The organism is Streptomyces fradiae, assembly GCF_041270065.1.
Lineage (GTDB): Bacteria > Actinomycetota > Actinomycetes > Streptomycetales > Streptomycetaceae > Streptomyces.
In genome coordinates, this window is record NZ_CP065958.1 from 464,840 (window position 1) to 490,025 (window position 25,186).

The 25,186-nt window shown below is 75.6% G+C and carries 25 protein-coding genes; 14 read left to right on the forward strand and 11 right to left on the reverse strand.

From position 1 onward, the window contains the following. Positions 1–92 precede the first annotated feature (92 nt). Genes JAO84_RS02070 through JAO84_RS02090 form a run of 5 tightly spaced genes read left to right on the forward strand, consistent with a single transcriptional unit; the run spans position 93 to position 5,682 of the window. Positions 93–1,550, forward strand: a complete 1,458-nt coding sequence (locus tag JAO84_RS02070; protein ID WP_370409819.1) for an FGGY family carbohydrate kinase — start codon at positions 93–95, stop codon at positions 1,548–1,550. Next, positions 1,547–2,968 carry an FAD-dependent oxidoreductase gene (locus JAO84_RS02075; RefSeq protein ID WP_370409820.1) on the forward strand — a complete coding sequence of 474 codons (1,422 nt, stop codon included), beginning with the start codon at positions 1,547–1,549 and terminating at the stop codon, positions 2,966–2,968. Before JAO84_RS02070 ends, JAO84_RS02075 begins: the two co-directional genes overlap by 4 nt. Then, the gene (locus tag JAO84_RS02080; RefSeq protein WP_370409821.1) at positions 2,965–4,170 is read left to right on the forward strand and encodes an FAD-dependent oxidoreductase; all 1,206 of its coding nucleotides are present in this window, start codon (positions 2,965–2,967) and stop codon (positions 4,168–4,170) included. Before JAO84_RS02075 ends, JAO84_RS02080 begins: the two co-directional genes overlap by 4 nt. Positions 4,171–4,179: 9 nt before the next feature. Continuing rightward, a complete protein-coding gene (locus JAO84_RS02085; RefSeq protein WP_370409822.1) occupies positions 4,180–4,845 on the forward strand; it encodes a class I SAM-dependent methyltransferase in 666 nt (221 codons plus the stop codon). Between the two features lie 9 nt (positions 4,846–4,854). Then, positions 4,855–5,682: an alpha/beta fold hydrolase gene (locus JAO84_RS02090; protein WP_370409824.1), complete on the forward strand. Its 828-nt coding sequence runs from the start codon at positions 4,855–4,857 to the stop codon at positions 5,680–5,682. Here JAO84_RS02090 and JAO84_RS02095 read toward each other — a convergent pair whose 3' ends face one another. Both JAO84_RS02095 and JAO84_RS02100 read right to left on the reverse strand, forming a co-directional pair. Further along, positions 5,683–6,102, reverse strand: a complete 420-nt coding sequence (locus JAO84_RS02095) for an SRPBCC domain-containing protein (protein WP_370409825.1) — start codon at positions 6,100–6,102, stop codon at positions 5,683–5,685. Then, a complete protein-coding gene (locus JAO84_RS02100; protein WP_370409827.1) occupies positions 6,099–6,413 on the reverse strand; it encodes an ArsR/SmtB family transcription factor in 315 nt (104 codons plus the stop codon). The genes JAO84_RS02095 and JAO84_RS02100 overlap by 4 nt, the downstream gene beginning before the upstream one ends. A 104-nt stretch (positions 6,414–6,517) precedes the next feature. On the opposite strand from JAO84_RS02100, the gene JAO84_RS02105 reads away from it, so the two are divergent. Continuing rightward, on the forward strand, positions 6,518–6,994 hold the full coding sequence (locus JAO84_RS02105; protein WP_370409828.1) for an NUDIX domain-containing protein: 477 nt from the start codon (positions 6,518–6,520) through the stop codon (positions 6,992–6,994). Positions 6,995–7,088: 94 nt separating this feature from the next. Beyond that, a complete protein-coding gene (locus JAO84_RS02110) occupies positions 7,089–7,334 on the forward strand; it encodes a hypothetical protein (RefSeq protein ID WP_370409830.1) in 246 nt (81 codons plus the stop codon). A 13-nt stretch (positions 7,335–7,347) separates the two neighbouring features. Here JAO84_RS02110 and JAO84_RS02115 read toward each other — a convergent pair whose 3' ends face one another. Together JAO84_RS02115 and JAO84_RS02120 are read right to left on the reverse strand one after the other, a co-directional pair. Next, the gene (locus JAO84_RS02115; RefSeq protein ID WP_370409832.1) at positions 7,348–8,595 is read right to left on the reverse strand and encodes a cytochrome P450; all 1,248 of its coding nucleotides are present in this window, start codon (positions 8,593–8,595) and stop codon (positions 7,348–7,350) included. Positions 8,596–8,803: 208 nt separating this feature from the next. Then, a complete protein-coding gene (locus JAO84_RS02120) occupies positions 8,804–10,702 on the reverse strand; it encodes an NAD-binding protein (RefSeq protein ID WP_370416629.1) in 1,899 nt (632 codons plus the stop codon). 224 nt (positions 10,703–10,926) lie between these two features. On the opposite strand from JAO84_RS02120, the gene JAO84_RS02125 reads away from it, so the two are divergent. After that, positions 10,927–12,237 carry a D-alanyl-D-alanine carboxypeptidase family protein gene (locus JAO84_RS02125; RefSeq protein ID WP_370409834.1) on the forward strand — a complete coding sequence of 437 codons (1,311 nt, stop codon included), beginning with the start codon at positions 10,927–10,929 and terminating at the stop codon, positions 12,235–12,237. A gap of 154 nt (positions 12,238–12,391) precedes the next feature. Next, a complete protein-coding gene (locus JAO84_RS02130; RefSeq protein ID WP_370409836.1) occupies positions 12,392–13,009 on the forward strand; it encodes a DUF6058 family natural product biosynthesis protein in 618 nt (205 codons plus the stop codon). Between the two features lie 18 nt (positions 13,010–13,027). On the opposite strand, the gene JAO84_RS02135 is transcribed toward JAO84_RS02130, so the two are convergent. Continuing rightward, positions 13,028–13,372, reverse strand: a complete 345-nt coding sequence (locus tag JAO84_RS02135) for a DUF3040 domain-containing protein (protein ID WP_370409838.1) — start codon at positions 13,370–13,372, stop codon at positions 13,028–13,030. A 35-nt stretch (positions 13,373–13,407) separates the two neighbouring features. Beyond that, complete coding sequence (locus JAO84_RS02140) at positions 13,408–13,680, reverse strand: DUF5133 domain-containing protein (RefSeq protein WP_370409840.1); 273 nt, start codon at positions 13,678–13,680, stop codon at positions 13,408–13,410. Positions 13,681–13,827: 147 nt separating this feature from the next. Between JAO84_RS02140 and JAO84_RS02145 the strand changes: the two genes are divergently transcribed. Continuing rightward, on the forward strand, positions 13,828–14,865 hold the full coding sequence (locus tag JAO84_RS02145) for an NAD-dependent epimerase/dehydratase family protein (RefSeq protein WP_370409842.1): 1,038 nt from the start codon (positions 13,828–13,830) through the stop codon (positions 14,863–14,865). A gap of 19 nt (positions 14,866–14,884) precedes the next feature. Here JAO84_RS02145 and JAO84_RS02150 read toward each other — a convergent pair whose 3' ends face one another. After that, a complete protein-coding gene (locus tag JAO84_RS02150; protein WP_370409844.1) occupies positions 14,885–15,787 on the reverse strand; it encodes a glutathione S-transferase C-terminal domain-containing protein in 903 nt (300 codons plus the stop codon). Positions 15,788–16,152: 365 nt separating this feature from the next. Here JAO84_RS02150 and JAO84_RS02155 point away from each other — a divergent pair, with 365 nt between their 5' ends. The 4 genes from JAO84_RS02155 to JAO84_RS02170 all read left to right on the forward strand — a co-directional run bounded on the left by JAO84_RS02155 (position 16,153) and on the right by JAO84_RS02170 (position 19,763). Then, positions 16,153–16,611 carry an Rrf2 family transcriptional regulator gene (locus JAO84_RS02155; protein ID WP_265864308.1) on the forward strand — a complete coding sequence of 153 codons (459 nt, stop codon included), beginning with the start codon at positions 16,153–16,155 and terminating at the stop codon, positions 16,609–16,611. A gap of 188 nt (positions 16,612–16,799) precedes the next feature. Further along, positions 16,800–18,059, forward strand: a complete 1,260-nt coding sequence (locus tag JAO84_RS02160) for an acyl-CoA dehydrogenase (protein ID WP_370409846.1) — start codon at positions 16,800–16,802, stop codon at positions 18,057–18,059. Between the two features lie 179 nt (positions 18,060–18,238). Then, positions 18,239–19,126 (forward strand): universal stress protein, encoded by an 888-nt coding sequence (locus JAO84_RS02165; RefSeq protein WP_370409848.1) that lies wholly within the window; start codon positions 18,239–18,241, stop codon positions 19,124–19,126. A 73-nt stretch (positions 19,127–19,199) separates the two neighbouring features. Next, entirely contained in the window at positions 19,200–19,763 is a 564-nt protein-coding gene (locus JAO84_RS02170) for a CAP domain-containing protein (RefSeq protein WP_370409850.1), read from the forward strand. Positions 19,764–19,788: 25 nt separating this feature from the next. On the opposite strand, the gene JAO84_RS02175 is transcribed toward JAO84_RS02170, so the two are convergent. From JAO84_RS02175 to JAO84_RS02190, 4 genes are all read right to left on the reverse strand, one after another. Then, positions 19,789–21,309 (reverse strand): sigma-70 family RNA polymerase sigma factor, encoded by a 1,521-nt coding sequence (locus JAO84_RS02175; RefSeq protein WP_370409852.1) that lies wholly within the window; start codon positions 21,307–21,309, stop codon positions 19,789–19,791. Positions 21,310–21,435: 126 nt separating this feature from the next. Next, positions 21,436–21,726, reverse strand: a complete 291-nt coding sequence (locus JAO84_RS02180) for a hypothetical protein (RefSeq protein ID WP_265864313.1) — start codon at positions 21,724–21,726, stop codon at positions 21,436–21,438. A 117-nt stretch (positions 21,727–21,843) separates the two neighbouring features. After that, entirely contained in the window at positions 21,844–24,069 is a 2,226-nt protein-coding gene (locus JAO84_RS02185) for an NADP-dependent isocitrate dehydrogenase (protein WP_370409854.1), read from the reverse strand. A 51-nt stretch (positions 24,070–24,120) separates the two neighbouring features. Next, positions 24,121–25,158 (reverse strand): phosphoesterase, encoded by a 1,038-nt coding sequence (locus JAO84_RS02190; RefSeq protein ID WP_370409856.1) that lies wholly within the window; start codon positions 25,156–25,158, stop codon positions 24,121–24,123. Between the last annotated feature and the right edge of the window lie 28 nt (positions 25,159–25,186).

A 25,186-nucleotide genomic window follows, 5' to 3' on the forward strand; every position in this document is an offset into this window, starting at 1 on the left:
CGGGGCTCCCGCACCGACAGGCTGACCGGTTCCACGCTCAGGATCGCGATCAAGGAACTTCAACCACCCATGAACGGCAGGGAGTCGCACACATGACGGGCCCGGTACTCGCCGTCGACCAGGGCACGTCGGGCACCAAGGCCCTCGTCGTCCATCCCGAGCGGGGGGTGCTCGGCACCGGCTTCGCCCCCGTCCACCCCCGCGCGCTGCCCGGCGGTCGGGTCGAGGTCGACCCCGGTGAGCTGTACGACTCCGTGGTCGCCGCCGGCCGGGCCGCCCTCGCGGAGGCCGGCGAACCGGTCGTCGCAGTCGGCCTCGCGAACCAGGGCGAGACCGTGCTCGCCTGGGACCCCGCGACCGGCGCGCCGCTCACCGACGCCCTCGTCTGGCAGGACCGCAGAGCCGCCAGCATCTGCGCCGAACTCGACGCGCAGGCACGGGAGTTGACACGGATCACCGGTCTGCCGGTCGATCCCTACTTCGCCGCCCCGAAGATGGCTTGGATCCGCCGCCATCTGACCGGCGCGGGTGTCGTCACCACCAGCGACGCATGGCTCGTACACCGTCTCACGGGCGCCTTCGTCACCGACGCGGCCACCGCGGGCCGCACCGGACTGCTCGATCTGGACACCCTCGCCTGGTCCGAGACGGCGCTCGACGCGTACGGCCTGGGCGGCGAGCGGATGCCCCGGGTCGTGGACGCCGACACCCCGGTCGGCACCACCACCGCCTTCGGCCCGCCGCTCCCCCTCACCGGGCTGCTCGTCGACCAGCAGGCCGCCCTGCTCGCGCAGGACGTCACCGCGCCCGGCAGCGCCAAGTGCACGTACGGCACGGGGGCGTTCCTGCTCGCCCAGACCGGGTCCGCGCCGCGGCGCAGCGACACCGGCCTGGTCGCCTGCGTCGCCTGGCGGCTGGCCGGCCGCACCGCGTACTGCCTGGACGGGCAGGTCTACACCGCCGCGTCCGCCGTGCGCTGGCTCACCGGCCTCGGCGTGATCGCCGGCCCCGAGGAGCTCGACCCGGTCGGCGGCGCCGTCCCGGACGCGGGCGGCGTCACCTTCGTCCCCGCACTCGCCGGTCTCGCCGCCCCCTGGTGGCGCGGCGACGTGCGCGGCGCGGTCACCGGACTCGGCCTCGACACCGGGCCGGGCCACCTGGTGCGCGCCCTGTGCGAGGGCATCGCCGCCCAGGTCACCGAGCTCGCCGGGGCAGCCGCGGCCGACCTCGGCGCACCGCTCACCACGCTCCGGGTCGACGGCGGACTGACCCGCTCGACGCTCCTCATGCAGACCCAGGCCGATCTGCTCCAGCGCCCCGTCGAGGTCTCCGCGCTCCCCGACGCCACCGCCCTCGGCGTCGCGGCGGTCGCCCGGCTCGGCCACGAGCCCGGCCTCGCCGTCCACGAGGCCGTGCCCGACTGGAAGCCGTCCGCCGCCTACGAGCCGCAGGTGTCGGCCGACGAGGCCGCCGAGCGCCTCGGCCGGTTCCGTACGGCCGTGGCACGGCTGCTCGCGGACAGGGAGGGTTCCGGAGGAGGGGCCGCGTGAGCGTCACCCGGACCGGAGCGCTTCCGGACACCTCGGCGCCCGACGACGCGTACGACGTCACCGTGGTCGGCGCGGGCGTGGTCGGCTGCGCCATCGCCCGTGAACTGGCCCGCCACTCCCTGCGGGTGGCGCTCATGGAGGCGAACGGGGACATCGGCGAGGGCAGTTCCAAGGCCAACACCGCGATCCTGCACACCGGCTTCGACGCCGTGCCAGGCTCGCTCGAAGCCCGACTGGTCCGGGAGGGCGGGCAGTTGCTCGCCGCCTACGCCGAGGAGACCGGCATCCCGGTCGAACCCGTGGGCGCGCTGCTCGTCGCCTGGGACGAGCAGCAGCTCGCGACGCTCCCCCGGCTCGCCGACAAGGCCGTACGGAACGGACACCACGGCACCCGCCCGCTGTCGGCCGCCGAACTGTACGCCCGCGAACCGCACTTGGGTCCCGGCGCGCTCGGCGCCCTTGAGGTGCCCGGCGAGTCGATCGTCTGCCCGTGGACCACCCCGCTCGCCTATGCCACCCAGGCCGTGCGCTCCGGGGTCGACCTGCATCTGAACTGCCCGGTGGAGAAGGTCCGTCCGGGCGAGGGCGACGCCCCGCACCGGCTCGTCACCCGGCGCGGAGTGCTGCGCACCCGCTTCCTGGTCAACGCCTGCGGCCTGTACGCGGACGCCTTCGACGCGCTGCTCGGGCGCGAGGACTTCACGGTCGCCCCGCGGCGGGGCCAGCTCCTGGTCTTCGACAAGTTCGCCCGCCCGCTCGTCCGACACATCCTCCTTCCGGTGCCGGGCCCCCTCGGCAAGGGGGTGCTGGTCGCGCCGACGGTGTACGGCAACGTACTGCTCGGCCCGACCGCCGAGGACCTCACCGACAAGACCGCGACCAGCTCGACCGCCGAAGGGCTCGCGGGGCTGCGGGCCCAGGGCGGGCGGATCCTGCCCGCGCTCCTCGACGAGGAGGTCACCGCCGCGTACGCGGGGCTGCGGGCCGCGACCGGCGCCGAGGACTATCGGATCGCCGCCCATCCCGAGCTGCGGTACGTCACCGTGGGCGGCATCCGCTCCACCGGGCTCACCGCCTCGCTCGCCCTCGGCCGGCACACGGTCGGGCTGCTCGCCGACGCCGGCCTGGAGCTCGGCCCGGAGCGGCCGCTCGCCCCGGTGCGGATGCCGAACCTCGGCGAGGCCTTCCCCCGCCCGTACCGCGACGCCGGACTGATCGCCCGCGACCCGGCGTACGGCACCCTCGTCTGCCACTGCGAGCGGGTCACCCTGGGCGAGATCCGCGACGCGCTCGCCTCCACCGTGCCGCCGGCCTCCCTGGACGGGCTGCGGCGCAGGACCCGGGCGCGGGCCGGGCGCTGCCAGGGCTTCTCCTGCGGGGCGACGGTGCGGGCACTGTTCGAGGAGGGCGTGCGATGAAATCCGTGCACCCGGTGGAGCGTACGGTCGATGTCCTGGTGGTCGGCGGCGGACCCGCCGGCCTGGCCGCGGCGGCCCGGCTCGCGGCGGCCGGCGCGGGCCGGGTGGAGGTCCTGGAGCGGGAGCGGGCGGCCGGCGGGGTGCCGCGGCACTGCGCGCGCGGCGGGTTCGGCGGGCTGACCGGACCCGCGTTCGCCCGCCGGGCGGTGCGCGCGGCGGTACGGGCCGGGGCCGTGCTCCGTACCGGCGTGAGCGCGACCGGCTGGGCCGGGCCGCTCGCCCTGGAGGTCACCGCGCCGACCGGCCTCGAGCGGATCACCGCACGGGCCGTGGTCCTCGCCACCGGCGCGCGCGAACGGCCGCGCAGCGCCCGGCTCGTACCGGGATCGCGCCCCGCCGGGGTGCTGAGCACCGGCGAACTCCAGCAGTCCGTCGAGCTGTTCGGGCTGCGGCGGGAGCGGATCGGGCGCCGCGCGGTCGTGGTCGGCTCCGACCCGATCGCCCGGCACGCGGTGCGCACCCTGCGCCGGGCCGGGGTGCCGGTGGCCGCGGTCGTCGCCGACCGGCCGTACGGGCCGCGGCTGCCCGGCCCGGTGCTGCGGGGCGCCACCGTCCTCGAACTCGTGGGCCGGGGACGTCTGTCGGGCGTCCTGGTGCGGGGCGCCGACGGGCGCACCGGGCTGTTGCGCTGCGACACGGTCGTCTTCACCGGCGACTGGCTGCCGGACCACGAACTGGCCCGCTCGGGCGGGGTGCCGCTCGATCCGGCGACCCGGGGTCCGTCGGTCGACGGCGGGCTGCGGACGCTCGTCCCGGGGGTGTTCGCGGCGGGCAATCTGCTGCGCGGCGTGGAGCCGGGGACGGTCGCGGCGGCGGAGGGCCGGGCGGTCGCCGACGCGGTGCTCGCCCACCTGGCGGGCGCGCCGTGGCCTGCGCCCGGCCTCACGCTGGAGACCGCGGGCGCGCTGCGCCGGCTGACCCCCGGCCGCCTCCACCCCGCCGGCCCGGCGCCCACGCTGCTGCTACGCCCGGAAGTCCGTCTCGTACGGCCTATTCTGATGGTCCGCCAGGACGCGCGACTGCTGTACGAGCGCCGCCTCCCTGTCCTCCTCGAACCGCACCGCTCGCTCCGGCACCCGGCGGTATGGGCGCCGGACGCGGACGCGGCGGGCGGTCCGGTGGTGGTGACGCTGACGCCGTAGCCTCTCGGGGTGGACGACAACGCTCTGAACGCCGAGCAGGACTGGCTCGCCGATACCCGCACCTCGTACGACACCGTGGCCGCCGACTACGCCGACCTCGTGCGCGGCCTGCTCGACCGGACGCCCTACGAGCGGGCGATGCTCGCGCTCTTCGCCGACGCGGTACGGGCCTCCGGGGGCGGGCCGGTCGCGGACCTGGGGTGCGGGCCCGGGCGGATCACCGCGCATCTGGGCGGGCTCGGTCTGGACGTCCTGGGCATCGACCTGTCCCCCGCGATGATCGGCGTGGCCCGCCGCGAGCACCCCGGCATCGACTTCCGGGTCGGCTCGATGACCGAGCTCGACCTGCCCGACGGCTCGATGGCGGGCCTGGTCGCCTGGTACTCCCTCATCCACGTCCCCGACGCCGAGCTCGACCGCACCCTCGCCCACTTCCACCGCGTCCTGCGCCCCGGCGGCCCGCTGCTCCTCGCCTTCCACGCGGGCGACGAGAACCGGCTGAAGACGGAGGGCTACGGCGGCCACCCCATGCGCCTGCACGTCCATCTGCGCGAGCCGGAGCAGCTGGCCGGGCGGCTCGCCGCGGCCGGTTTCGCGGTGGAGGCGCGGATGACGCTGACCTCGGCGGAGAGCGCACTCGGCGCCCTGGTGGTCGCCCGGCGGGCCGCGGCCTAGCCTGAGGGCATGGCTGTCGTACGGACGGGCGGCGTCGACGTCGTCTACGCGCGGGCGGGACGCGGGCCGCTGCTGGTCCTTGCGCACGGGGCCGGGCTCGACGGGCGGATGTGGCAGCCGCAAGTCGAGGCGCTGGCGGACGAGTTCACCGTGGTGGCCTGGGACGAACCGGGGTCCGGCCGGTCCGGCGACCTGCCGGCCGGTTTCGGCCTCGCGGACTTCGCGCGCGCCCTCGCCGCCGTGATCGAGGACGTCGGGCTCGGGCCGGCCCAGGTGGCGGGCCTGTCCTGGGGCGGCACGGTGGTCCTGGAGCTGTACCGGCTGCGGCCGGACCTGGTGCGGTCGCTGCTGATGGTGGACACGTACGCCGGATGGAAGGGCTCACTGCCGCCGGAGGAGGTCGCGGCGCGGGTCGCCGGCGCGCGGCGGATGCTCGCGGCGCCCCGCGAGGAGTTCGACCCGACCCTGCCGGGCCTCTACGCCGACGGCCCGCCGGAACGGTTCGCGGCAGTGCTCGACGCCATGAACCGGGACGTGCGGCCGGAGACCATGGGCGCCCAGCTCTCCCTGATGGCCGAGGCCGACGAGACCGACCTGCTCCCCCGGATCACGGTGCCGACCCTCCTCCTGTGGGGCGAACGCGACGCCCGCTCCCCCCTGGACATCGCCCACGCCTTCCAGGCCGCGATCCCCCACGCCGACCTGGTGGTCATCCCGCAGGTCGGACACATGAGCAACCTGGAGGCCCCGGAGGCCTTCACGACGGCGGTCCGCGCCTTCTGCCGCGCGCACGCCCCGGGCGCGGCGCCGCCCGGGGCGGTCGGCTCTGCCGGCTGATCAGGCGGTTTCGTCCAGGAGGGCGGCCAGGCCGTCCAGAACGTGCGGCCAGCCTTCGCCCATGCCCTCGATCGCCTTGCGGCCCATGGGGGAGTCGAGGTCGAAGCCCGCGTGGGTGAGGAAGAGGCGGGTGCCGCGGCCCTCGGGGGTGAGGCGCCAGGTGATGGTGGTGTCGAGGGTGCCCTTGGCGAAGCGGTAGGCGAGGAGGCGTTCGGGGTCGACGTCGGTGACCTCGCAGGGCTGGAGGCCCCAGTTCCCCATGTCGAGGGTGAAGCGGTGGCCGACGACCGGCTTGACGTCGCCGGCCGCCCACCAGCGGGCGTGCAGCGCCGGGTCGGTGAGGGCGGCCCAGACCGCGGCGGGCGGGTGCGGCAGGAACCGCGCGAGCTCGATGGTGTCGGTGGCGGGCTTGTCGGTCATGGGTGGTTCTCCTCGTCCAGCAGGTCGGCCAGGGCGTCCAGGCGCTGTTTCCAGTAGTGCTCGAAGGGGTGCAGCCAGTCGCTGACCTCTTCGAGGCCCGCCGCCCTCAGGTGGTAGTAGCGGTGCCGGCCGCGCGGCTCCTCGCGGACCAGGCCGGCGGCCTTGAGGACCGCCAGGTGTTCGGAGACGGCGGGGCGGCCGAGCTCGAAGAGCCCGGCGAGCTCGCCGGTGGAGCGGGGCCCCGTGCGGAGGGCTTCCAGCAGTCTGCGGCGCACCGGACTGGCCAGCACGCCGAACACGTCGGTGGGCATGCCGCCACGATACGTCGGGATTCTCCGACGCGTCAAAGATTTCCGACGCGTCGGGTGCCGAGGCGGGGGTGTGCGGGCGGGCACGCTCCGCCACACTGGGCGGTATGCCCGACAAGCGCAGCGCCGGACTCCTGCTCTTCCGCCGCACCCCGGACGGCGGCGGCCCGCAGGTGCTCATCGGCCACATGGGCGGCCCGTTCTGGGCCGCGCGTTCCGAGGCCGCCTGGTCGATCCCCAAGGGCGAGTACGAGTCCGACGAGGCACCCGAGGACGCGGCGCGCCGGGAGTTCGCCGAGGAGCTGGGGCTGCCCGCGCCGGACGGCGCGTGGCTCGCGCTCGGCGAGAACCGGCAGCGCAACGGAAAGCTCGTCACCGTCTGGGCGGTGGAGGCGGATCTCGATCCGGAGCGGGTGGTGCCGGGGACCTTCACCATGGAGTGGCCGCGCGGTTCGGGCGTGCTGACGGAGTTCCCGGAGATCGACCGGGTCGGCTGGTTCGGCCTCACCGAGGCGGAACCGCTCCTGGTGGCCGGGCAACGGGTGTTCCTCGAACGGCTCGCCGCGCACCTCGCCGGGACCTGATCGGGCGGGCGCCGCGGGCCGCTTCACCCCGATTGTCAGACCCGTGCGAGAGGGTGGGATGAGACAGCCTCAGACCGTCGAGAGGGAGCCCGACATGACGCCCGTCACCGGCCGCGAGCGCGCGGCAGCGCAGGCCTATCTCCGGCTGCTCGAGTCCACCCAGGCCGTGCTCTCCGACCCGCGGCTCGAGCCGTACGCGGCGGCGATGCTGACCCACCCGATGGCGGAGGCCGACGCGGCGCTGCGGGACGCGGGCCTCGCGGGGAACGAGGCGCATCTGCTGCGCCTGGTCGCGGCCTTGCGGGCCTCCCCCGCCGCGGAGCGGGGAAGGACCGCGTAAGGGCCCCGGCCGGTCAGCCGAGCCGGACGGGCAGGGCGCGCACGCTGTTGCCGACGAAGCTCGCGTGCCGGGTCAGTTCGGCCTCGGGGACCGCGAGGGCGAGGTCCGGGAAGCGGGTGAAGAGCGCCTCCAGGGCGAGGGTGGCCTCCATACGGGCGAGCGGCGCGCCCAGGCAGTAGTGCGGCCCGTGCCCGAGCGAGAGGTGCTTGACGGACTGGCCGCGGGTGACGTCGAAGCGGTCGGCGTCGGGGCCGTACGCCTGGGGGTCGCGGCCCGCCGCCGAGTAGCCGGCGAGCACCGGGGTGCCGCGGGGGATCAGGGTGCCGTCGACGACGAGGTCGCGGACGGGATAGCGGAACGGGAAGTAGCTGACCGGGCTGTCCCAGCGCAGGGTCTCCTCGACCACGTCGGCCCACTCCGCGCGGCCCTCCCGGACGTGCGCGAGCTGCTCGGGGTGCGCGCACAGGGCGCGTACGGCGTTGGTGACGAGGTTCAGGGTGGTCTCGTGGCCCGCGATGATCAGCAGCACCAGGGTGCCGATCAGCTCGGCCTGGTCGAGCCGGTCACCGCCCTCGTCGCGGGCCGCGATCAGACCGCTGATGAGGTCGTCGCCGGGGGCGGCGGCCTTGTCGGCGGCGAGGGCGGCGAGCAGTCCGACCAGTTCGCGGTTGGCGGCGACGGCCTGCTCGGGGCCGATGTCGGTGGCGACCACCTGGCTGGAGAGGTGGTGCAGCCGGTCCTGGTGCTCCTCGGCCACGCCGAGGAGTTCGCAGATGACGCCGAGCGGCAGCGGCAGGGCGTAGTGGCGGCGCAGGTCGGCGACGCCGTCGCCGCCGCGGGCCGCCGCGTCGAGTCCGTCGAGCAGGGTGGCGGTCACGGCCTGGACGCGCGGGCGCAGTTCCTCGATCCGGCGCGGGGTGAAGGCCTTGCTGACCAGGGAGCGCAGCCGCCGGTGGTCGGCGTCGTCGGCGGTGGTCATGCCCTGCACGGTGGCGAAGGTGCGCAGCGGCCAGCCCTCGGGTATGCGGCCCTCGGCGAGCGCGGTGAAGTGCCGGGCGCCCTTGGCGACGTCGGGGTGGGAGACGAAGTCGCGCAGGGCGTCGTGGCCGAGCACCGCCATGCCCTCGATGCCGCCGGGGAGCAGCACGGGGGTCACCGCGCCCTGGGCGAGCAGCCGGGCGTTGTCCGCGTGCGGGCAGCCGCCGGCCGGGTCCAGGCGGTGCGGCGGTCTGCCGCCGGCGGCGGCGTGCGGGGTGTTCACGGGCGGGGCACTCCTGACTGCGGAAGCGGGACCGGACGGTCGTGGCCCGGTCCGGTCACGAACGGTCAGATCCTAGGCTCAACCCGACGGAATACGTATGGAGTTGTACGGTCCTGCACCGACACCGACCCGGTCGCCGCCCGGCGTCGGCCCCGCGGCCGCACCGCGCCCGCACTGCGCCCACCCCTGCCCCCCCGGTGCCCGTCCGTCAGGGCACCGGCTCCTCCACCGGGCCGCCGCGCGGCCGGGTGCGGCGGCCGTGGAGGGCGGCGAGGCCGCGCCGGGTGGCGGCCACCACGACCCGGTCGCCGGGGCCGAGGGCCCGGTCGCCGGGGAGCTCCGGGAGTGCGGCGTAGCGCGAGCGGTCCAGTGGCACACCCGCGTCGCCGCGCGCGATGACCCGCCAGGCGCCCGGCTCGAACGCCTCGGCCGGGGTGCGGCCCTGGAGCAGCGGGTGGTCGGCGACGTCGAGCGCGGCGAACAGCAGCACCCGCCGCTCGACGGGGATGGCGCCGAGCACCTGGCGGCCCATCATCGCCCCGGCGAACGCGGGCGCGGAGAGGTGGGAGACGCTGCGGCTGCGGGTGAGGGCGCCGGGGTGGACGGTGCGCAGGGTGCGGTAGACGGCGGTGGCGAAGTCGTCGTCGTAGAGGCGGAGCGCCACCCGCAGGCCGGGGCTGACGGAGCGGGCGTGCAGCGCGGCCTCCAGATTGGTGATGTCGACGCTGGTGAGGGCGAGCAGGGCGCGGGCGCGGTGGATCCGGGCGGCCTCCAGGACGCCTTCCTCGGTGACGTCGCCGAGCACGATCGGCACCCGCAGCCGGCGGGCGAGCGCGAGGCCGCGGGCCTCGGGGTCGGCCTCGACGCAGACCACCGGGATGTTCATGCGGCGGAGCCGGGCGAGCACCCGGGTGCCGACCTTGCCGAGGCCGAGCAGCACCACGTGTCCGGAGAGGCCGCGGGGCGGGCGGCGCAGGGTGGTGGCACTGCGCAGCGTGCCGAAGGCCTCCAGGAGCGCGGCGATCACCACGGGCAGCAGGAGCAGTCCGACGAATCCGGCGAGGATCTGGAGGAGTTGGCGGCTGGTGGGCTCGTCGACGGCCGGGTCGCCGATGGCGAAGACGTCGAGGAGGATCAGATAGGCCGCGTGCAGCGGGTGGTCGCCGGTGGTGAAGGTGGAGGCCACGGTCAGGGCGAGGACCGCGGCGACGACCCCGGCGAGCGACCAGCGCAGCCGCCGCGAGAACAGCGAGCCGACCGGAAGGCCGGACCCGCCGAGCCAGCCGGTGGTCTGCGCGGGCCCCTCGTAACGCACCGTCTCGAGCGCGACGATGCCGCGCCCGGTGGCGGCGGCGACCTCGGCGTCCCCGGGCAGCAGCCTCGGTCCCTGCGGCCCGCTGCGCTCGGAGCCCTCGCAGCCGGCCGGGTCGCTGGCCGTCGAGGAGAGCAGCGCGAGGGTGCACAGGCCGGGGTCGGCGACCTCTCCGGGCGCGGACGGGGTGCGGTCGACGGCGTGCAGGAGGAGTCCGCCCGCCTGGATGATCTTCTTGCTGCCGGCCACGGCGGTCGCCGCGAGCGCGGGCGCGGCGGTGTCCGCGTCCGAGAGCACGGTGGTGGTGGCGTCCGGCTTCTCGGGGTCGAGGCCGGGCTCGGCCACGGCCGCCGCCTGGTCGAGCAGGGTGGCCAGGTGCTGGCCGAGGCGCCGGTTGTAGAGCCGGATGACCAGGCGCAGGCGCGGGTTGAGCCGGCGGGCGGTGAGCGCGGCGCGGATGTTGCGCTCGTCGTCCTCGAAGACCAGGGCGAGCGCCGCGGCCCGCTCGACGCCCGCGTCGAGCAGGGCGGTGTCGTCGATCTCCGCGGTCTCCACGACCCGGATCGGCGGAACGTCCGGCGTTTCACCGGCCGCGCTCGCCGCCGGCGGGACCGCGGTGCGGGTGACGGCCGCGGTGACCCGCCCGAAGAGGGCCATCGCCCGTCCGGTGCGCCCGACGGGCCGGTCGGGCGCGTCGCCGGGGCCCGGCACGAGCAGGGTGACCCGCGCGTCGTACATCTCGTGGAGTTCGGCCGACAGCCGGTGGGCGAGGACGTCGTCGCCGCAGACGATCATGTGATCGGCGGGCGCCGGGGCACCGCCGGGGGCAACGGGCCTGCTCTGGTACGGGAGTGAGGACACGTCACCAGGATGCCCTGCCGCACCGACAGCCCGGCCGGCCGGGCGCACCGCACCCTCACCGGACCGCCCCGATCCGGCGCCGCCGTCCGACACGCCGCGCTACGCCGGTCGGCGCACTCCGTCCTGCGCACACGGGGCGGTGTTCCTACGGTGGCTGAATGATCGTCACGCCAGCTGTCCGTCATACCGCCGCCGGTGCCGCGGCGCTGCTGCTCGCCCTGCCGGTCCCGTACGCCCCGGCGGCCCTCGCCGCACCGGTCAATGCGCCGGTCAATACGCCGGTCACCACACCGGTCACCGCGCCGCTCGACGCCTCGGGCCGGGTCGCCGAGCCCACCCCGCCGGCCCGGCACTTCGTCGATCCGGCGCGGCTCGGGCGCCCCGGCACCCAGGTGCAGACGCTGCGGGGCGCGCCGGCGGTGCCGTCCCTGAGCGCGCTCTCCTGGGTGGTGGCGGACGCCTCAACGGGTGATGTCCTGGCGGCCCGCAACGCGCACAAGCCGCTGCCGCCGGCCAGCACCCTGAAGACGCTGTTCGCGCTCACGGCGCTGCCCGGTCACGACCCCGACGAGCGGCACCTGGTCAGCGACGCCGAGCTGACCGGCATCGGCGAGGGCAGCAGCCTGGTGGGGCTGAAGGAGGGCTACACCTACAAGGTGTCGGACCTGTGGAACGGGGTGTTCCTCAGCTCAGGGAACGACGCCGTGCACGTCCTCGCCGCCATGAACGGCGGCTGGTCGGCGATGTCGAAGAAGATGCAGGCGAAGGCCCGCGCCCTGGGCGCCCGCGACACCCACGTGGTCTCCCCGGACGGCTACGACGCGCCGGGGCAGGTCTCGTCCGCGTACGACCTGGCGCTCTTCGGCCGGGCCGGGCTGCAGGATCCGCAGTTCACCCGCTACTGCTCGACCCGGTACGCCGACTTCCCGGCCGGCTCGTGGTCGTACGGCATCGCCAACACCAACCGGCTGCTGACCGGTGAGAGCGGGGTGGACCGCTATCCGGGTCTCATCGGGGTGAAGAACGGCTACACGAGCAATGCCGGCAACACCCTGATCGCGGCGGCCAAGCGCGGTTCGCGGACCCTGGTGGTGTCGGTGATGAACCCGCAGGGCGGCGGCGGGCTCGCGGTGTACGAGGAGGCCAGGGAGCTGCTCGACTGGGGCTTCGCGGCGGCCGGGAAGGTGGAGCCGGTCGGCTCGCTGCAGCCCGCGGCCCGGGAGTCCGCCCGGCCGGCGAAGGCCGGGGAGCGGCCGGTCCTGCGCGCGCAGGCCGGTCCGCAGGCGAAGGACCCGCTGCGCACGCTTGCCGCGAGCGGCGGGGCGCACGGCGCGGCCGCCCGTACCGCCGCCAAGGACGCCGCACCGTCCGGCACGGCGGCCGGCCTGCCCCTCGCCCTGGTCGGGGCGGCGCTCGGCGGCGCGCTCTCGCTCTGGCTGTGGCGCCGCTTCGGGGCCCGCGGCAACTGACCCGCCCACCGCGCCCGCCCCCGTCCGGCACGGTTCGGCACTGTCCGGCACAGTTCGGCGGGCGCCGTACGGTCCGGGCCCCAGCATGTCCGGAGGCCGCCGGGACGAACCCGCGCGGCCCCGGACGGAGTGGGGAGCGGGAAGGGGAATGGGAATGGGAATCGGGATGCGGACGGACACGTACGCGGCGGAGGTGGCGGACCGGTTCCGGGCGGTGAACGGGGTCCATCCGATGACGGCCGAGGACGACGCCTATGTGGACCGGCAGTTCGTGCCGCTCGATCGGCTGTGCGCCGCGCTCGGCCGGGACGCGGACGAGGCACGGCGGCTGATGCTGGACGGGCTGCTGCCGCTGCCCGGCTATCTGCGTTCGGACGGTACGCAGATGGTGCCGCGCGATCTGTTCGCGCTCGCGGCGGAGGCGGGCGGGCCAGAGCGGCTGCGGGCCTGGTTCACGGCGCACTGGGCGGACCCCGCCGAGGGCGAGGAGGAGTGGGCGGCGTATCTGAGCGGTCGGTACGTGTGTCTGCACCGGGTCGCACCGGACACGATCCGCCGCAAGGGCGAGCTGACGGCGGCGATCGCCTCGGCCGTCGCGGCGCCGCGGCCGGACGTACCGCTGTGGGCGGCGGCGCTGCACGCGCTGGTGGACGAGCTGGACGCGCTCGAACCGGACTTCGCGCCCTACGACCGGCTCCGCTTCGGCGGCCCGACCTCACGCGACACCTGCGTGGACGCCGTACGTGCCCGCTTCCCGCGCGCCGCGGTGTGACCGCGGGAAGGCTCCCCCTCAGGCGTCCCGCTCGTCCGGGCGCGGCCGTTCGTCGCCCCGCAGATGACGGCGCGACCAGCGCACGAGGAGCCGGAGCAGACAGAGCAGGGTGAGGATCCATACGGCGGCGAAGGCCCAGACGAGGGCCGTGGCACCGTTGGCGACCGCGACGACGAGGAGCACCATCGCCATGGGCCCGAGCAGGGCCGCCGCGGGCGCCGCGAACCGTCCCGATCCGAGCCGGGCCCGCAGCCGGGTGCGGCCGGCCCCGAGGGCCCGGGCGAACCCGGAGTCCGCGGCGAGGTCCTCCTCGATCTCCGCGAGGATCCGCCGCTCGCGGGGCGAGAGCTGTGCGCCGCCCATCCTCGACACCTCCCGCAGGGTAGCCGCGCATGACGCTACTCGGCGGCTACCCCACGGCTCCGCGCCGAACCGCACGCCTTCATCGCCTTCATCAGCGGCCCGGGAGGCGCCGGCGGCGCCGTGTACCGCTCGGCGGCGCGGACGGCCGCGACGGCGTTGCGCTCCCCCATGAGGACACACAGCGTGTACGCCGTGTCCTCGAACCGCCGGCGCGCCGCGAGGTCGTGCGGCCGGGCCAGGACCAGCCGTTCCTGCGTGCGGTAGCTGCGCAGCAGACGGGCGATCGTGTTGCGGTCGGGGAGCAGCATCCGGTCCTCCTGGTGCGTGCCTGGCCCCCCCGTGATTCCCCCATGGTGGGGGCACTCGGTCACCCGCGCGAGCGAAGTCGTCACCGTCCGTCACGGGCGGTGGTTCGCCCGGGTGCGCGGGCCCCGGGATTGGCGGAAGGTCGAGACATGAACCCGAGCGAGCGGCTGCGCGTGGTGGTCACCGGCGCCACCGGGAACGTGGGGACGAGTGTGGTGCGCGCCCTGGTGCGCGAGTCCCGGGTCGGTTCGGTGCTCGGCCTGTCCCGGCGCCGGCCCGGGCTCGACCTTGAGCGCGCCGAGTGGGCCGAGGCCGACCTCTCCCTGGAGGGTGACGAGCCGCGTCTCGCGCAGTACGTGGCGGACGCCGACGCAGTGGTGCACCTGGCCTGGCGGTTCGGGCCGACGCACGATCCGGTGACGACCTGGCGCACCAATGTGCTCGGCACGGTGCGGGTGCTCGACGCGGTGGCGGCGGCCCGGGTGCCGGTTCTGGTGTGCGCGTCGTCGGTGGGCGCCTACTCCCCGGGGCCGGGCGACGGGGCTCCGGTGTCGGAGTCGTGGCCGACGCACGGCTGGCCGGGCGCCGCGTACACCCGCGAGAAGGCGTACGTGGAACGCCTCCTGGACACCTTCGAGCGGGACCATCCGCAGACCCGGGTGGTGCGGATGCGGCCCGCCTTCCTCTTCAAGGAGGAGGCGGCGAGCGAGCAGCGGCGGATCTTCGCGGGCCGCTGGGTGCCGGGGCAGCTGTTCCGGCCGGAGCTGCTGCCGCTGCTCCCCGAGGTGCCGGGGCTGCGCTTCCAGACGCTGCACACGGAGGACGCGGCGGACGCGTACGTACGGGCGCTGCTGCGCGATGTGCGGGGCGCGTTCAACCTGGCCGCCGAGCCGGTGGTGGACGGGAAGCTGCTCGGCGCCCTGTTCGGGGCGCGGCGGGTGCGGGTGCCGGTCCCCGCGGTGCGCGGGGCGCTCTCGGCGGCCTGGCGGCTGCGGGTGGCGCCGGCCGATCCGGGGCTGCTCGACGCGGTGCTGCGGCTGCCGCTGATGGCGACCGACCGGGCCCGCCGGGAGCTGGGCTGGGTGGCGGCCAGGACCTCGGTGGAGGCCTTGGAGGCGTTCCTGCGCGGGGTACGGGCCGGGGGCGGCGACGCGACCGAGCCGCTGGCCGGCCGCCGCTTCGGCTGAGCTCGCCCGCGACGTCCGTTCAGGCGGCGCGGGCGGCCGCCCAGTCGACGATCCGGATGGCGGCGCCGGCCGCCTCCCGGCCCCGGCAGTGGGCGTGGTGCCGGGCGAGCAGGGCGTCGATGTCGAGGTGCCGGCCGAAGGCGGGGTGTCCGGCGAGCCGGGCGGCGTAGGCCCAGAGCGCGGGGTGGCCGGCGATCCGCTCGGTGGCGGCGGCGTCGAGGTGCCAGCGGTGGACGGTGTCGAGCTGGACGAGGGTGACCCAGACGGTGATGTCGGCGGCGGTGAGCGCGTCGCCGAGGACGTACGGGCGCCGGGCGAGGCGCCGTTCCAGGGCGCCGAGGGCGGCGAAGAGCACGGTGAGCGGGTCGTGGTGGGCGGCGGTGTCGTCGAGGCCGAGCTCGCCGGCGCGCTGGGCGGCGGCGCCGACGCCGCGGGCGCACAGGTCGGCGACGGCGCGGAGCTCGTCCGCCCGGTCCTCGGGGAGGAGTTCGGGGCCGTCACCGCGGAACCGCAGGGCGAGGTCGCGCCGGATGTCGGGGGTGTGGGTGGACACGATCCGGCCGGTCCAGCCGTCGCTGAGCACGGGCGCGGCGGCGGGTCCGCGATAGAGGTGGGCGCTGGCCTCGTAGAGCGGGCGGAGCGCGGTGTAGCCGCCGTCGGGGGTGTCGGGGAGGGCGGGCAGCAGCCGCAGCGGGAGGGTGGCGTCGAGGCCGAGGAGGGCGTGGGTGACGGCGACGCCCAGACAGTCGGGGTCGGCGGGGGCGAGGTGCAACCGGTAGCGGTGCGGGACGGGGTAGTGGCCGCTGCGCACGTCGCGGCCGATCCGGCCCCGGAAGTCCCGGTCGGCGGTGGCGGGGACGATCGACGGCACGGCGGAGGAGATGGCGGAGGGGACGGCGGAGGGCGGGACGACGGCGGACATGGTTCTCCCTGGGTGCTCGGTGCTGGGTCACGGCGCGGCGCACGCCGGAGGCAGCACAGGTACGGGAAGGAGGTGGTGCGGGAAGGGGTGTGGAACCGAAGGACCGTGTGAGGGCGGCGGGCTCTACACCGCGCTGCACACCCGCAGCAGGTCGATGTGGCGGCGCGAGGTCAGGTCCAGGGGGCGGGGCGGGCGGACGGTGTGCGTCCGGTGCTGCGCGGTCGCGGCTCCCATGGTTCCCTACCTGTTCGCTCGGGTTTCCCGCTCCCGAGCCTGGGAGCGGCGGCACCCGCGCGTCAAGGGGTGGGAAGGCGGCGCTCGGAGCACGGCGAGGGCGAGGGGGCGCGCCTATGCATAATGCGCGTATGCGCATTTCAGCCAGGGCCGACTACGCGGTGCGGGCCGCCCTCCAGCTCGCCGCGGCCCGGGACTCCGGGCCGGTGAAGGCCGAGGCGATCGCCGAGGTCCAGGGGATCTCCCACAAGTTCCTGGAGGGCATCCTCGGCGACATGCGCAAGGGCGGTCTGGTGCAGAGCCAGCGCGGCGGCAAGGGCGGCTACTGGCTGGCGAAGCCGGCCGAGGACATCTCCGTGGCGGACGTGATCCGCTGCGTCGAGGGGCCGCTGGTGTCGGTGCGCGGGGTCCGGCCGCCGGAGCTGTCGTACACCGGACCCGCGGAGTCCCTGCTCACCCTGTGGGTCGCGCTGCGGGCCAACGTGCGCCAGGTGCTTGACGGCGTCTCGCTGGCCGAGCTCGCCTCCGCGCAGCTGCCGCCCGAGGTGGTGGCGCTCGCGGAGGACCCGGAGGCCTGGACCAACCCCTGACGAGGGACCTTCGGTACCGCTCGTCCACTCTCCGCGATCCCGATCCCGATCTCGGTCCCGGTCCCGGTCCCGGTCCCGGTCTCCGAGATTCCGGCGTCCGCGATGCGGACGCCTGTTGGGGCCCGGGCGGACCCTCTGCCAGTATCCCTACTAATCCAGTGGGGATACTAGGGATCATGTGAGGTGACGTGAGAACGCCGAAGAAGTCCGCACTGCGCACCGCCTCCGTGCCGGCCGGGGGCCTGCCCGCCGACCGCCGCGCCGACGACGCGATCTGGCCCCGCGTCACCCACGAGGTCGCCGACGACCTGGCCGTGGACGCCGTGGCCCGGGACCGGGCCGGCCTCGCCCCGTACGACGAGGTCGCCCGGCTCCAGGAGGCCGGACTGCCCGCGCTGCTCACCGCGCCCGGGCCGCTCGGCCGCGGCGCCGACTGGCGCACCGCCTGCGCGGTGGTCCGGGAGATCTCCGCCGCCGACGGCTCGGTGGGCGAACTCCTGGCCCACCACTGCGTGTTGTCCTGGACCTCCCGTTTCCTCGGCGCCCCGGCCGGACCGCGCTCGCTCGACTCCCGTACCGCCAAGGAGCGTTGGCTGCTCGCGGGCGCCGTCGAGCCGCCGCGCCCGGAGCCCGGCCGGCCCGGACTCGCCCTCACCCCGGCGGGCGGCGGCGGGTATCTGCTCGACGGACGGGGTGCCTTCGCCTCCGGCGTCACGGTGGCCGACCGGCTCGTCGTCGGGGCCCGCTGTACGGAGACGGGCGACCTGCTCCTGGTCCTGGCCGACCCGGCCCACCCCGCCGTGACCGCCGAGCCGTGCGCCGAACGCGTGGGCCAGCGCCTCGCCGGCGCCGGCACCGTCGCCTTCGAGCGGCTGCCGGTCGGCCCCGGGAACGTCCTCGGCACCCTCCCCCGCGACGAGCACACCGTCGCCCCCTACGCGACCCTCGCCCCGCTCGCCCTGCGGCTCCTCCTGGTCCATGTGGCGCTCGGCATCGCCGAGGGCGCGCTCGCCGAAGCTCGCGACGTGAGCCGGGCCGGCCTGGCGGCCGCGCCGCACGCGGCCGATCCGGCGGCCGGCGACGACCCCTATCTGCTGCGTGCCTACGGGGAGTTGGCCACCTCCGCGCACACCGCGGCGGCGGTGGTCGAGCGCGCGACCGACGCCCTGGCGCGCGGGCTGCTCGCCGAACGCCTCCTCGACGTCGAGGAGCGCTCCGACATCGCCGTCCTCGTCGCCGCGGCCGAGACCGTCGCACACCCCGCGGCCCTCGACATCACCACCCGGATACTCCAGCTCGTCGCCCCGGCCGGCCCGCCCCCCGGCTTCGACCGCTTCTGGCGCAACGCCCGCGCCCTCACCGCCCCGGTCCCACCCGACCACCGCCTGCGCGACATCGGCGACCACTACCTGAACGGCACGCACGCCAGGCTCACCCTTCTGGCGTAGGCCGGGTCCGCCGGATCCGGCCGGATCGGGCGGACCGCACCGGGCCGCGTCGGGACCGATGGCACGGCGGGTCGGGCCGTCCGGCCCTGTCGGGGGGCGGACGATAGGCCCCAAGCTGGAGTCAGCGGGTCGCCGACCGGCGGCGGGCCGCACGCCGAACCGATGACGGAGGCAGCCTGATGAGTCGTGAGATCGTCGCGGGAGTGGACGGTTCCCCGGAGAGCCTGGCCGCGGCGGACTGGGCCGCGCGGGAGGCCGTGCACCGGGACCTGCCGCTGCGGCTCGTGCACGCCTGGCGGTGGGAGCCGCTCGACCTCCCGCTGGTGCAGGATCCGACCGATCAGCTGAAGGCCGCGCGGGAGGTGCTGAGCACGGCGGGCGCGCGGGTCACGGAGCGCTTCCCGGACGTCGCGCTGGCCACCGAGCTCATCGGCGACACCCCGGTCGCCGCGCTGCTCGGCACCCTCGGGCGGGCCGAACTCCTCGCCCTCGGCTCGCGCGGGCAGGGCGCCATCGCGGGCTTCCTGCTCGGCTCGTACGGCCAGCAGGTCATCGCCTCCGCCACCGTCCCGGTGGTCGCGGTCCGCAGCCGGGACGGCGAACCGGTCGAGCCGCCGGCCGGGGAGGTCCTGGTGGGCCAGCACGGCACGCCGGAGGACAGCGCGGCGGCGCTGGGCTTCGCCTTCGCGGCGGCGGCCGCGCGCGGGGCCTCGGTGCGGGCGGTGCGGGCCTGGAGCCTGCCGCCGCTGTTCGCGTTCAGCCCGGGTTCGCTGGCGCTCGCCGACGAGGCCGGCGGGCTCGAACCGTACGAGAGGAAGGCGCTGCGCGAGGCCCTAGCCCCGTGGCGAGAGCGCTTCCCCGAGGTGGCGGTGACCGAGCACGTGGAGCTGGGCAGCGCAGGTCAGGTGCTGTTGTCCGGGGCCGGATCCGCTCAGCTGCTCGTGGTCGGCCGGCGGGCCCGGCGCGGCGCGATCGGCCCGCGGATCGGCTCCGTGGCGCACGCGGCGCTGCACCTGGCGCCGTGCCCCGTCGCGGTGGTGCCGCAGGAGGTTGACGCGCAGGATTGACGAGGTGTGTCGCGCTCTCCCCGGCCGGACAGTATGACCGCCGGCACCATCGGCCACGAGAGAGCGGAGCTCCATGCAGCACGACACGTACGACAGGTCCCGGCACACATTCCGTACGAGGGTCACGGCGGCCGGCGCACTGGCCGCCGCGCTCACCGTGCTCACCGGGATGTACGCGGCGGGCCAGGCCCATCCGGCGGCCTCCGACCGGGCGGCCGCACCGGTGACCGCGGCAGCGGCCTCGGCCACCGCCGCGCAGGACGTCGCGCAGGTCGTACAACTCGTCAACGCCGAGCGGAGAAAGGCCGGTTGTGCCCCGCTGCGGTCCGATCCCAAGCTGCGGACCGCGGCGCAGGGCCACGCCGACGACATGGCCGCGCGCAACTACTACGCGCACGCGGGCCGGGACGGCCGGAACGCGGGTGACCGGATCAAGGCGGCCGGTTACGCCTGGTCGGCCTGGGGCGAGAACATCCACCGGGGGCCGCACTCGGCCGCGCAGGCGGTGGACGAGTGGATGAACAGCGCGGCGCACCGGGAGAACATCCTCGACTGCTCCTTCGAGGACATCGGGGTGGGGGTCAACCTCACCGGCAACGGGCCCTGGTGGGTGCAGGACTTCGCCTCCGGGCGCTGAGCCGCCGGGTCAGGACCGGCCGCGGTCAGGACCGCAGCGGGGTGCCGAGCTCCTGTACCCACACGGTGCCGTCCGGGCCGGGCACGGCGGCGACGCCGGTGTGCCGGTAGCGGCAGTCCAGGAGATTGGCCCGGTGCGGCGGGTCGGCCATCCAGTCGGCGACGACGGCCGCCGGACCGCTCTGGCCCCGGGCCAGGTTCTCCGCCCAGGCGCTCCAGGCGTAGCCCTCGCCGGTGAGGCGGGTGCCGGAATCGGTGCCCTCGGGGTCGGTGTGGGCGAGGTAGCGGCGCTCGGCCAGGTCCGCGCCGAAGGTGCGGGCCACGGCCGAGAGCCGGCGGTCGATGCGGAGCGGCCCGCAGCCCGCCTCGGCCCGGTGCCGGTTGACCAGTGCGGTGACCTGCTCCTCCGTGGTCGGGCGCGGTACCCGGGTGCGGGTCGGCGTGGGCGACGGCGTCGGGGGCGGGGTGGTGGCCGGCGGCGGTGCGGCGCTGCGGGTGGCGGCCGGCGCGGCAGGCGCCGGGGCCGGCGGGCGGGCGACCGCGCGGTCGGCGGGCCCGCTCGGCACCAGCAGGATCAGCGCGGCACCGAGGGCGACGACCGCGCCACCGCCGACGAGCAGCCCGGGCCGGACACCGGCCCCGGCGGCAGAACCGGACCCGGACGCCGTCCCGCCTCCGGCCCCTGCTCCAGACTCGGGCCCGCTCCCGGCCCCGGCCCCCGCCCCCGGCGTCGTCGCCGCGACCGTCTCCAGGGCCGGTCCCCCGCTCCCCCGCCCCGCCCACACCAGGAGCGGCGGCACCAGGGCCAGGCCCACCAGCAGGCCCTCGGCCGGGGCGAGGCCGGAGCGGGTGGGGGCGCAGTGCGGGCAGCCGTCGAGGTGCCGGGCCAGGCGTTTGCGCCACAGCGGGGAGGGCGCGCCGTCCCAGCGGGCGGTGGTGTCGGCGAGGCCCGGGCAGGGCGGCACGGCGGCGAGCGCCCGGACGATGGCGCGCCCGCTCTCCAGGCGTTCCTTCATCCGCTGGACGCGGACGGCCGCGTGCCGGGGCGGGATGCCGAGGGAGGCGGCGAGCTCGGCGCGGGTCAGCTCGCCGGCGGCCTCCAGCCACCACAGGGAGAGCACCTCGCGGTCGTCCTCGTCGAGCCAGCGGGTGGCCCGGGCGACCTCGCGGCGCTGGCCGGTCAGGCCGAGGCGCAGGATGGCGAGCTCGGTGAAGTCGCCGGCCGGGTCGGCGAGGGCGGCGGCCCGGTCCAGGCCGGGAAGCGGTGCCTGCTGACGTTCGCGCCAGCGGTGCCGTATCCGGTTCATCGCGATGGCGACCAGCCAGGACCGGAAGCGCGCCGGGTCGCGCAGCGCGGGCAGCCCGTCGAGGGCGCGGACCATGGTCTCCTGGACCAGGTCGTCGACGTCGGCGTGCCCGTCGAGGGCGCGGCCCACGATGTTGTAGACGAGCGGCAGGAAGGTCCGTACGAGCTCGTCGCCGGCGCGTGCGTCACCCGCCCGCGCCGCCTCGACGAGTGCGGCGGTGCGGTGCTCGTCGCTCTGCAATGTCCTTGTGCTCCCTCGTCGCCCGCTGCGTCCCCCGCAGCGGCGGCCGCCGGATGCGGTCCGCGGTCAGGAGACCGCCGGGAGCGGTCCGGATAACACTTTTCTCGCCCGCGCCCAGGCCCAGGCCTATGGCGACAGGTAGGGCAGGGAGGGCACGGTGGCCCCGCCCCCTTCCCGTACGGCTGCCACGACCGCGTCGTGCAGGTCGCGGCTCTCCTCCTCCGTTCCGCAGGGGACCGGACTGCCCGACATGGTGAACCAGTCGGATGCGCCGCTGTACTGCACGGCCACACGTGCCTCGCCGTCGGCATAGGTGGTGTGCACGGTCAGATCGCCCGTGACGACACCGCCCTCGTCGGTCAGCACCCCGCCACGCCCGGTGTAGACACCGGCGGTCGTCCATGATGCCCAGCTCATCTGTCCAGACTCACACCGGGGCCGCGGATGCGCCACCGACGGGACCGCCCCGGCCGGAAAGCTTCCGGCCGGGGCGAAACCTGTCAGCGCAGGGTCAGCGCGGTGTCACCGCGGGGTTCAGGCGAGGGACGCGATGGCCTCGTTGAACGTGGTGGACGGGCGCATCACGGCCGCGGCCTTGGCCGGGTCGGGCTGGTAGTAGCCGCCGAGGTCGGCCGGGGAGCCCTGGACGGCGATCAGCTCGTCGACGATCTTCTGCTCGTTCGCGGTGAGCGTCTCGGCGACCGGGGCGAAGGCCTTGGCCAGCTCCGCGTCCTCGGTCTGCTTCGCGAGCTCCTGGGCCCAGTACATGGCCAGGTAGAAGTGGCTGCCGCGGTTGTCGATGCCGCCGAGGCGGCGGGTCGGCGACTTGTCCTCGTTGAGGAAGGTGCCGGTGGCGCGGTCCAGCGTGTCGGCGAGGACCTGGGCGCGGGCGTTGCCCGTGCTGGTGGCCAGGTGCTCGAAGGAGGCGGCCAGGGCGAAGAACTCGCCGAGCGAGTCCCAGCGCAGGTAGTTCTCCTTGACCAGCTGCTGGACGTGCTTCGGGGCGGAGCCGCCGGCGCCGGTCTCGAAGAGGCCGCCGCCCGCCATCAGCGGGACGACCGAGAGCATCTTGGCGCTGGTGCCCAGCTCCAGGATCGGGAAGAGGTCGGTCAGGTAGTCGCGCAGGACGTTGCCGGTGACCGAGATGGTGTCCTCGCCGCGGCGGATGCGCTCCAGGGAGAACTTGGTGGCCTCGACCGGGGAGAGGATCTTGATCTCCAGGCCCTCGGTGTCGTGCTCCGGCAGGTACTGCTTGACCTTGGCGATGATCTGGGCGTCGTGGCCGCGGTTCTCGTCCAGCCAGAAGACGGCCGGGGCGCCGGTGGCGCGGGCGCGGGTGACGGCCAGCTTGACCCAGTCCTGGATGGGCAGGTCCTTGGACTGGCAGGAGCGGAAGATGTCGCCCTCGGCGACCTCCTGCTCCAGGACCGCGGTGCCGGCGGCGTCGACGAGGCGGACGGTGCCGGCCGCGGCGATCTCGAAGGTCTTGTCGTGGGAGCCGTACTCCTCGGCCTTCTGCGCCATGAGGCCGACGTTCGGGACGGAGCCCATGGTGGCCGGGTCGAAGGCGCCGTGGGCGCGGCAGTCCTCGATGACGGCCTGGTAGACGCCGGAGTAGGAGCTGTCCGGGAGGACGGCGAGGGTGTCGGCCTCCTGGCCGTCCGGGCCCCACATGTGGCCGGAGGTGCGGATCATGGCCGGCATCGAGGCGTCGACGATGACGTCGGACGGCACGTGCAGGTTGGTGATGCCCTTGTCGGAGTCGACCATGGCGAGGGCCGGGCCGGCGGCGATCTCGGCGTCGAAGGAGGCCTTGATCTCCTCGCCGAGGCCGTGCGGGAGGGACTCCAGGCCCTTGTAGACGGTGCCGAGGCCGTCGTTGGCGGACAGGCCGGCGCCGGCGAGCACCTCGCCGTACTTGGCGAAGGTCTGCGGGAAGAAGGCGCGCACGACGTGGCCGAAGATGATCGGGTCGGAGACCTTCATCATGGTGGCCTTGAGGTGCACGGAGAAGAGCACGCCCTCGGCCTTGGCGCGGGCGACCTGCTCGGCGAGGAAGGTGTCGAGCGCGGCGGCGCGCAGCACGGCGGCGTCGACGATCTCGCCGGCGATGACCTTGAGCGGCTCGCGCAGCTCGGTCACGGTGCCGTCGGTGGCGACGTGCTCGAAGCGGAGGGTGGTGTCCTCGGCGATGACGACGGACTTCTCGGTGGTGGCGAAGTCGTCGTGGCCCATGGTGGCGACGTTGGTCTTGGACTCGGGGGTCCAGGCGCCCATGCGGTGCGGGTGGGTCTTGGCGTAGTTCTTGACGGCACCGGGGGCGCGGCGGTCGGAGTTGCCCTCGCGCAGGACCGGGTTGACGGCCGAGCCCTTGATCTTGTCGTAGCGGGCGCGGACGTCCTTGTCCTCGTCGCTGCGCGGGTCGTCCGGGTAGTCCGGGAGGGCGTAGCCCTGGGCCTGGAGCTCGGCGATCGCGGCCTTGAGCTGCGGGATGGAGGCCGAGACGTTCGGCAGCTTGATGATGTTGGCCTCGGGCGTCTTGGCCAGCCGGCCGAGCTCGGCGAGGGCGTCGGCGATGCGCTGGCCCTCCTCCAGACGCTCCGGGAAGGAGGCGATGATGCGCCCGGCCAGGGAGATGTCACGCGTCTCGACGTTCACGCCGGCGGTCGAGGCGTAGGCCTGGATCACGGGCAGGAACGAGTAGGTCGCCAGGGCGGGCGCCTCGTCAGTGTGCGTGTAGATGATGGTCGAGTCAGTCACCGGGTGTGCTCCGCTCCACGTCTGCGTCTGCGTCTGCAAGATTGCTCGACATCAAGATATCTCGTGATCGTGCTCCTCGGGAAAGGGGTCCTCGGCTACGGGGTGCGTGATCCGGTACGGGGCGGTGCCCGGGTCCAGGTCGACGTGGCGGAGCAGCCCGAGCAGGACGAGGGCGACGGCGGCACCGGTCCCGGCGGCGAGCGCCTGGCCGCAGCGGTGGGCGGTGCGGGGCAGGTCGACGGGGAGCGGGCCGGTGGCGGCGGGCAGGCAGTCGCCGAGCAGATAGGCGCCGGCGGCGAGCCCGCCGAGGGCGAGCAGCGCCAGGGGCACGGTGACGAGGAGCCGCTGCGGCGGGAGGCCGTGCCGGGGCGCGGGCCGGACCCGGCCCTTGCGGGCGAGCAGGGCGACGAGCGCGGCGAAGGCGGCGAGCACGAGCAGGTCGGCGGCGATCACGTCGCCGGGGCGGTGGCGGCCGGAGGCGATGGAGTACGCGCCGAGGGCGATCGCCCACAGGGTGCCGAGTCCTACGGCGGCGCCGCGCAGCCGGTGCGGCACGACGAGCGCGAGGCCGAGGGCGAGGCCCGCGGCGAGGACGGCGGGGCTGCTGGGGAAGCCGCCGGGGGCGGTGAGGCCGGCGGCGTCGACGTAGCGGGGGCCCGGTGCGTAGCGCTGGAGGAGCTCGGCGGCGAGCAGCGCGGCGGCGACGGTGCCGAGGGCGGCGCCGAGGTACGCGTACCGCTTGCGGAGGACGCCGAGGGCGACGATCAGCAGGACGGCGAGGGCGAGCGAGAGGGTGCCGATGCCCTGGAGCGAGGGGTGCTCGCGCAGGAAGCGGGCGACGGCCGGGTCGGTCAGCCGGCCGGCGAGGGCCGCGTCGCCCCAGCGCCGGCCGGTCGTGGTGAGCACGAGTCCGGCGTAGGCGACGGTGAGCAGGACGACGGCGGCGAGGCAGGCGCGCCGCATGCGTATGCGGATACGGGCGCTGAACGATCCGGCGGCCTCACCGGCGACGGCGGCGTACCACCAGGTGTCGCCGGCGGCGATGGCTGGTGGGGAGCCGCCGGTACGGGGCCTGTCGAAGGGTGCCATGCCTCGATTCGAACCCGGCGGCGCCGGG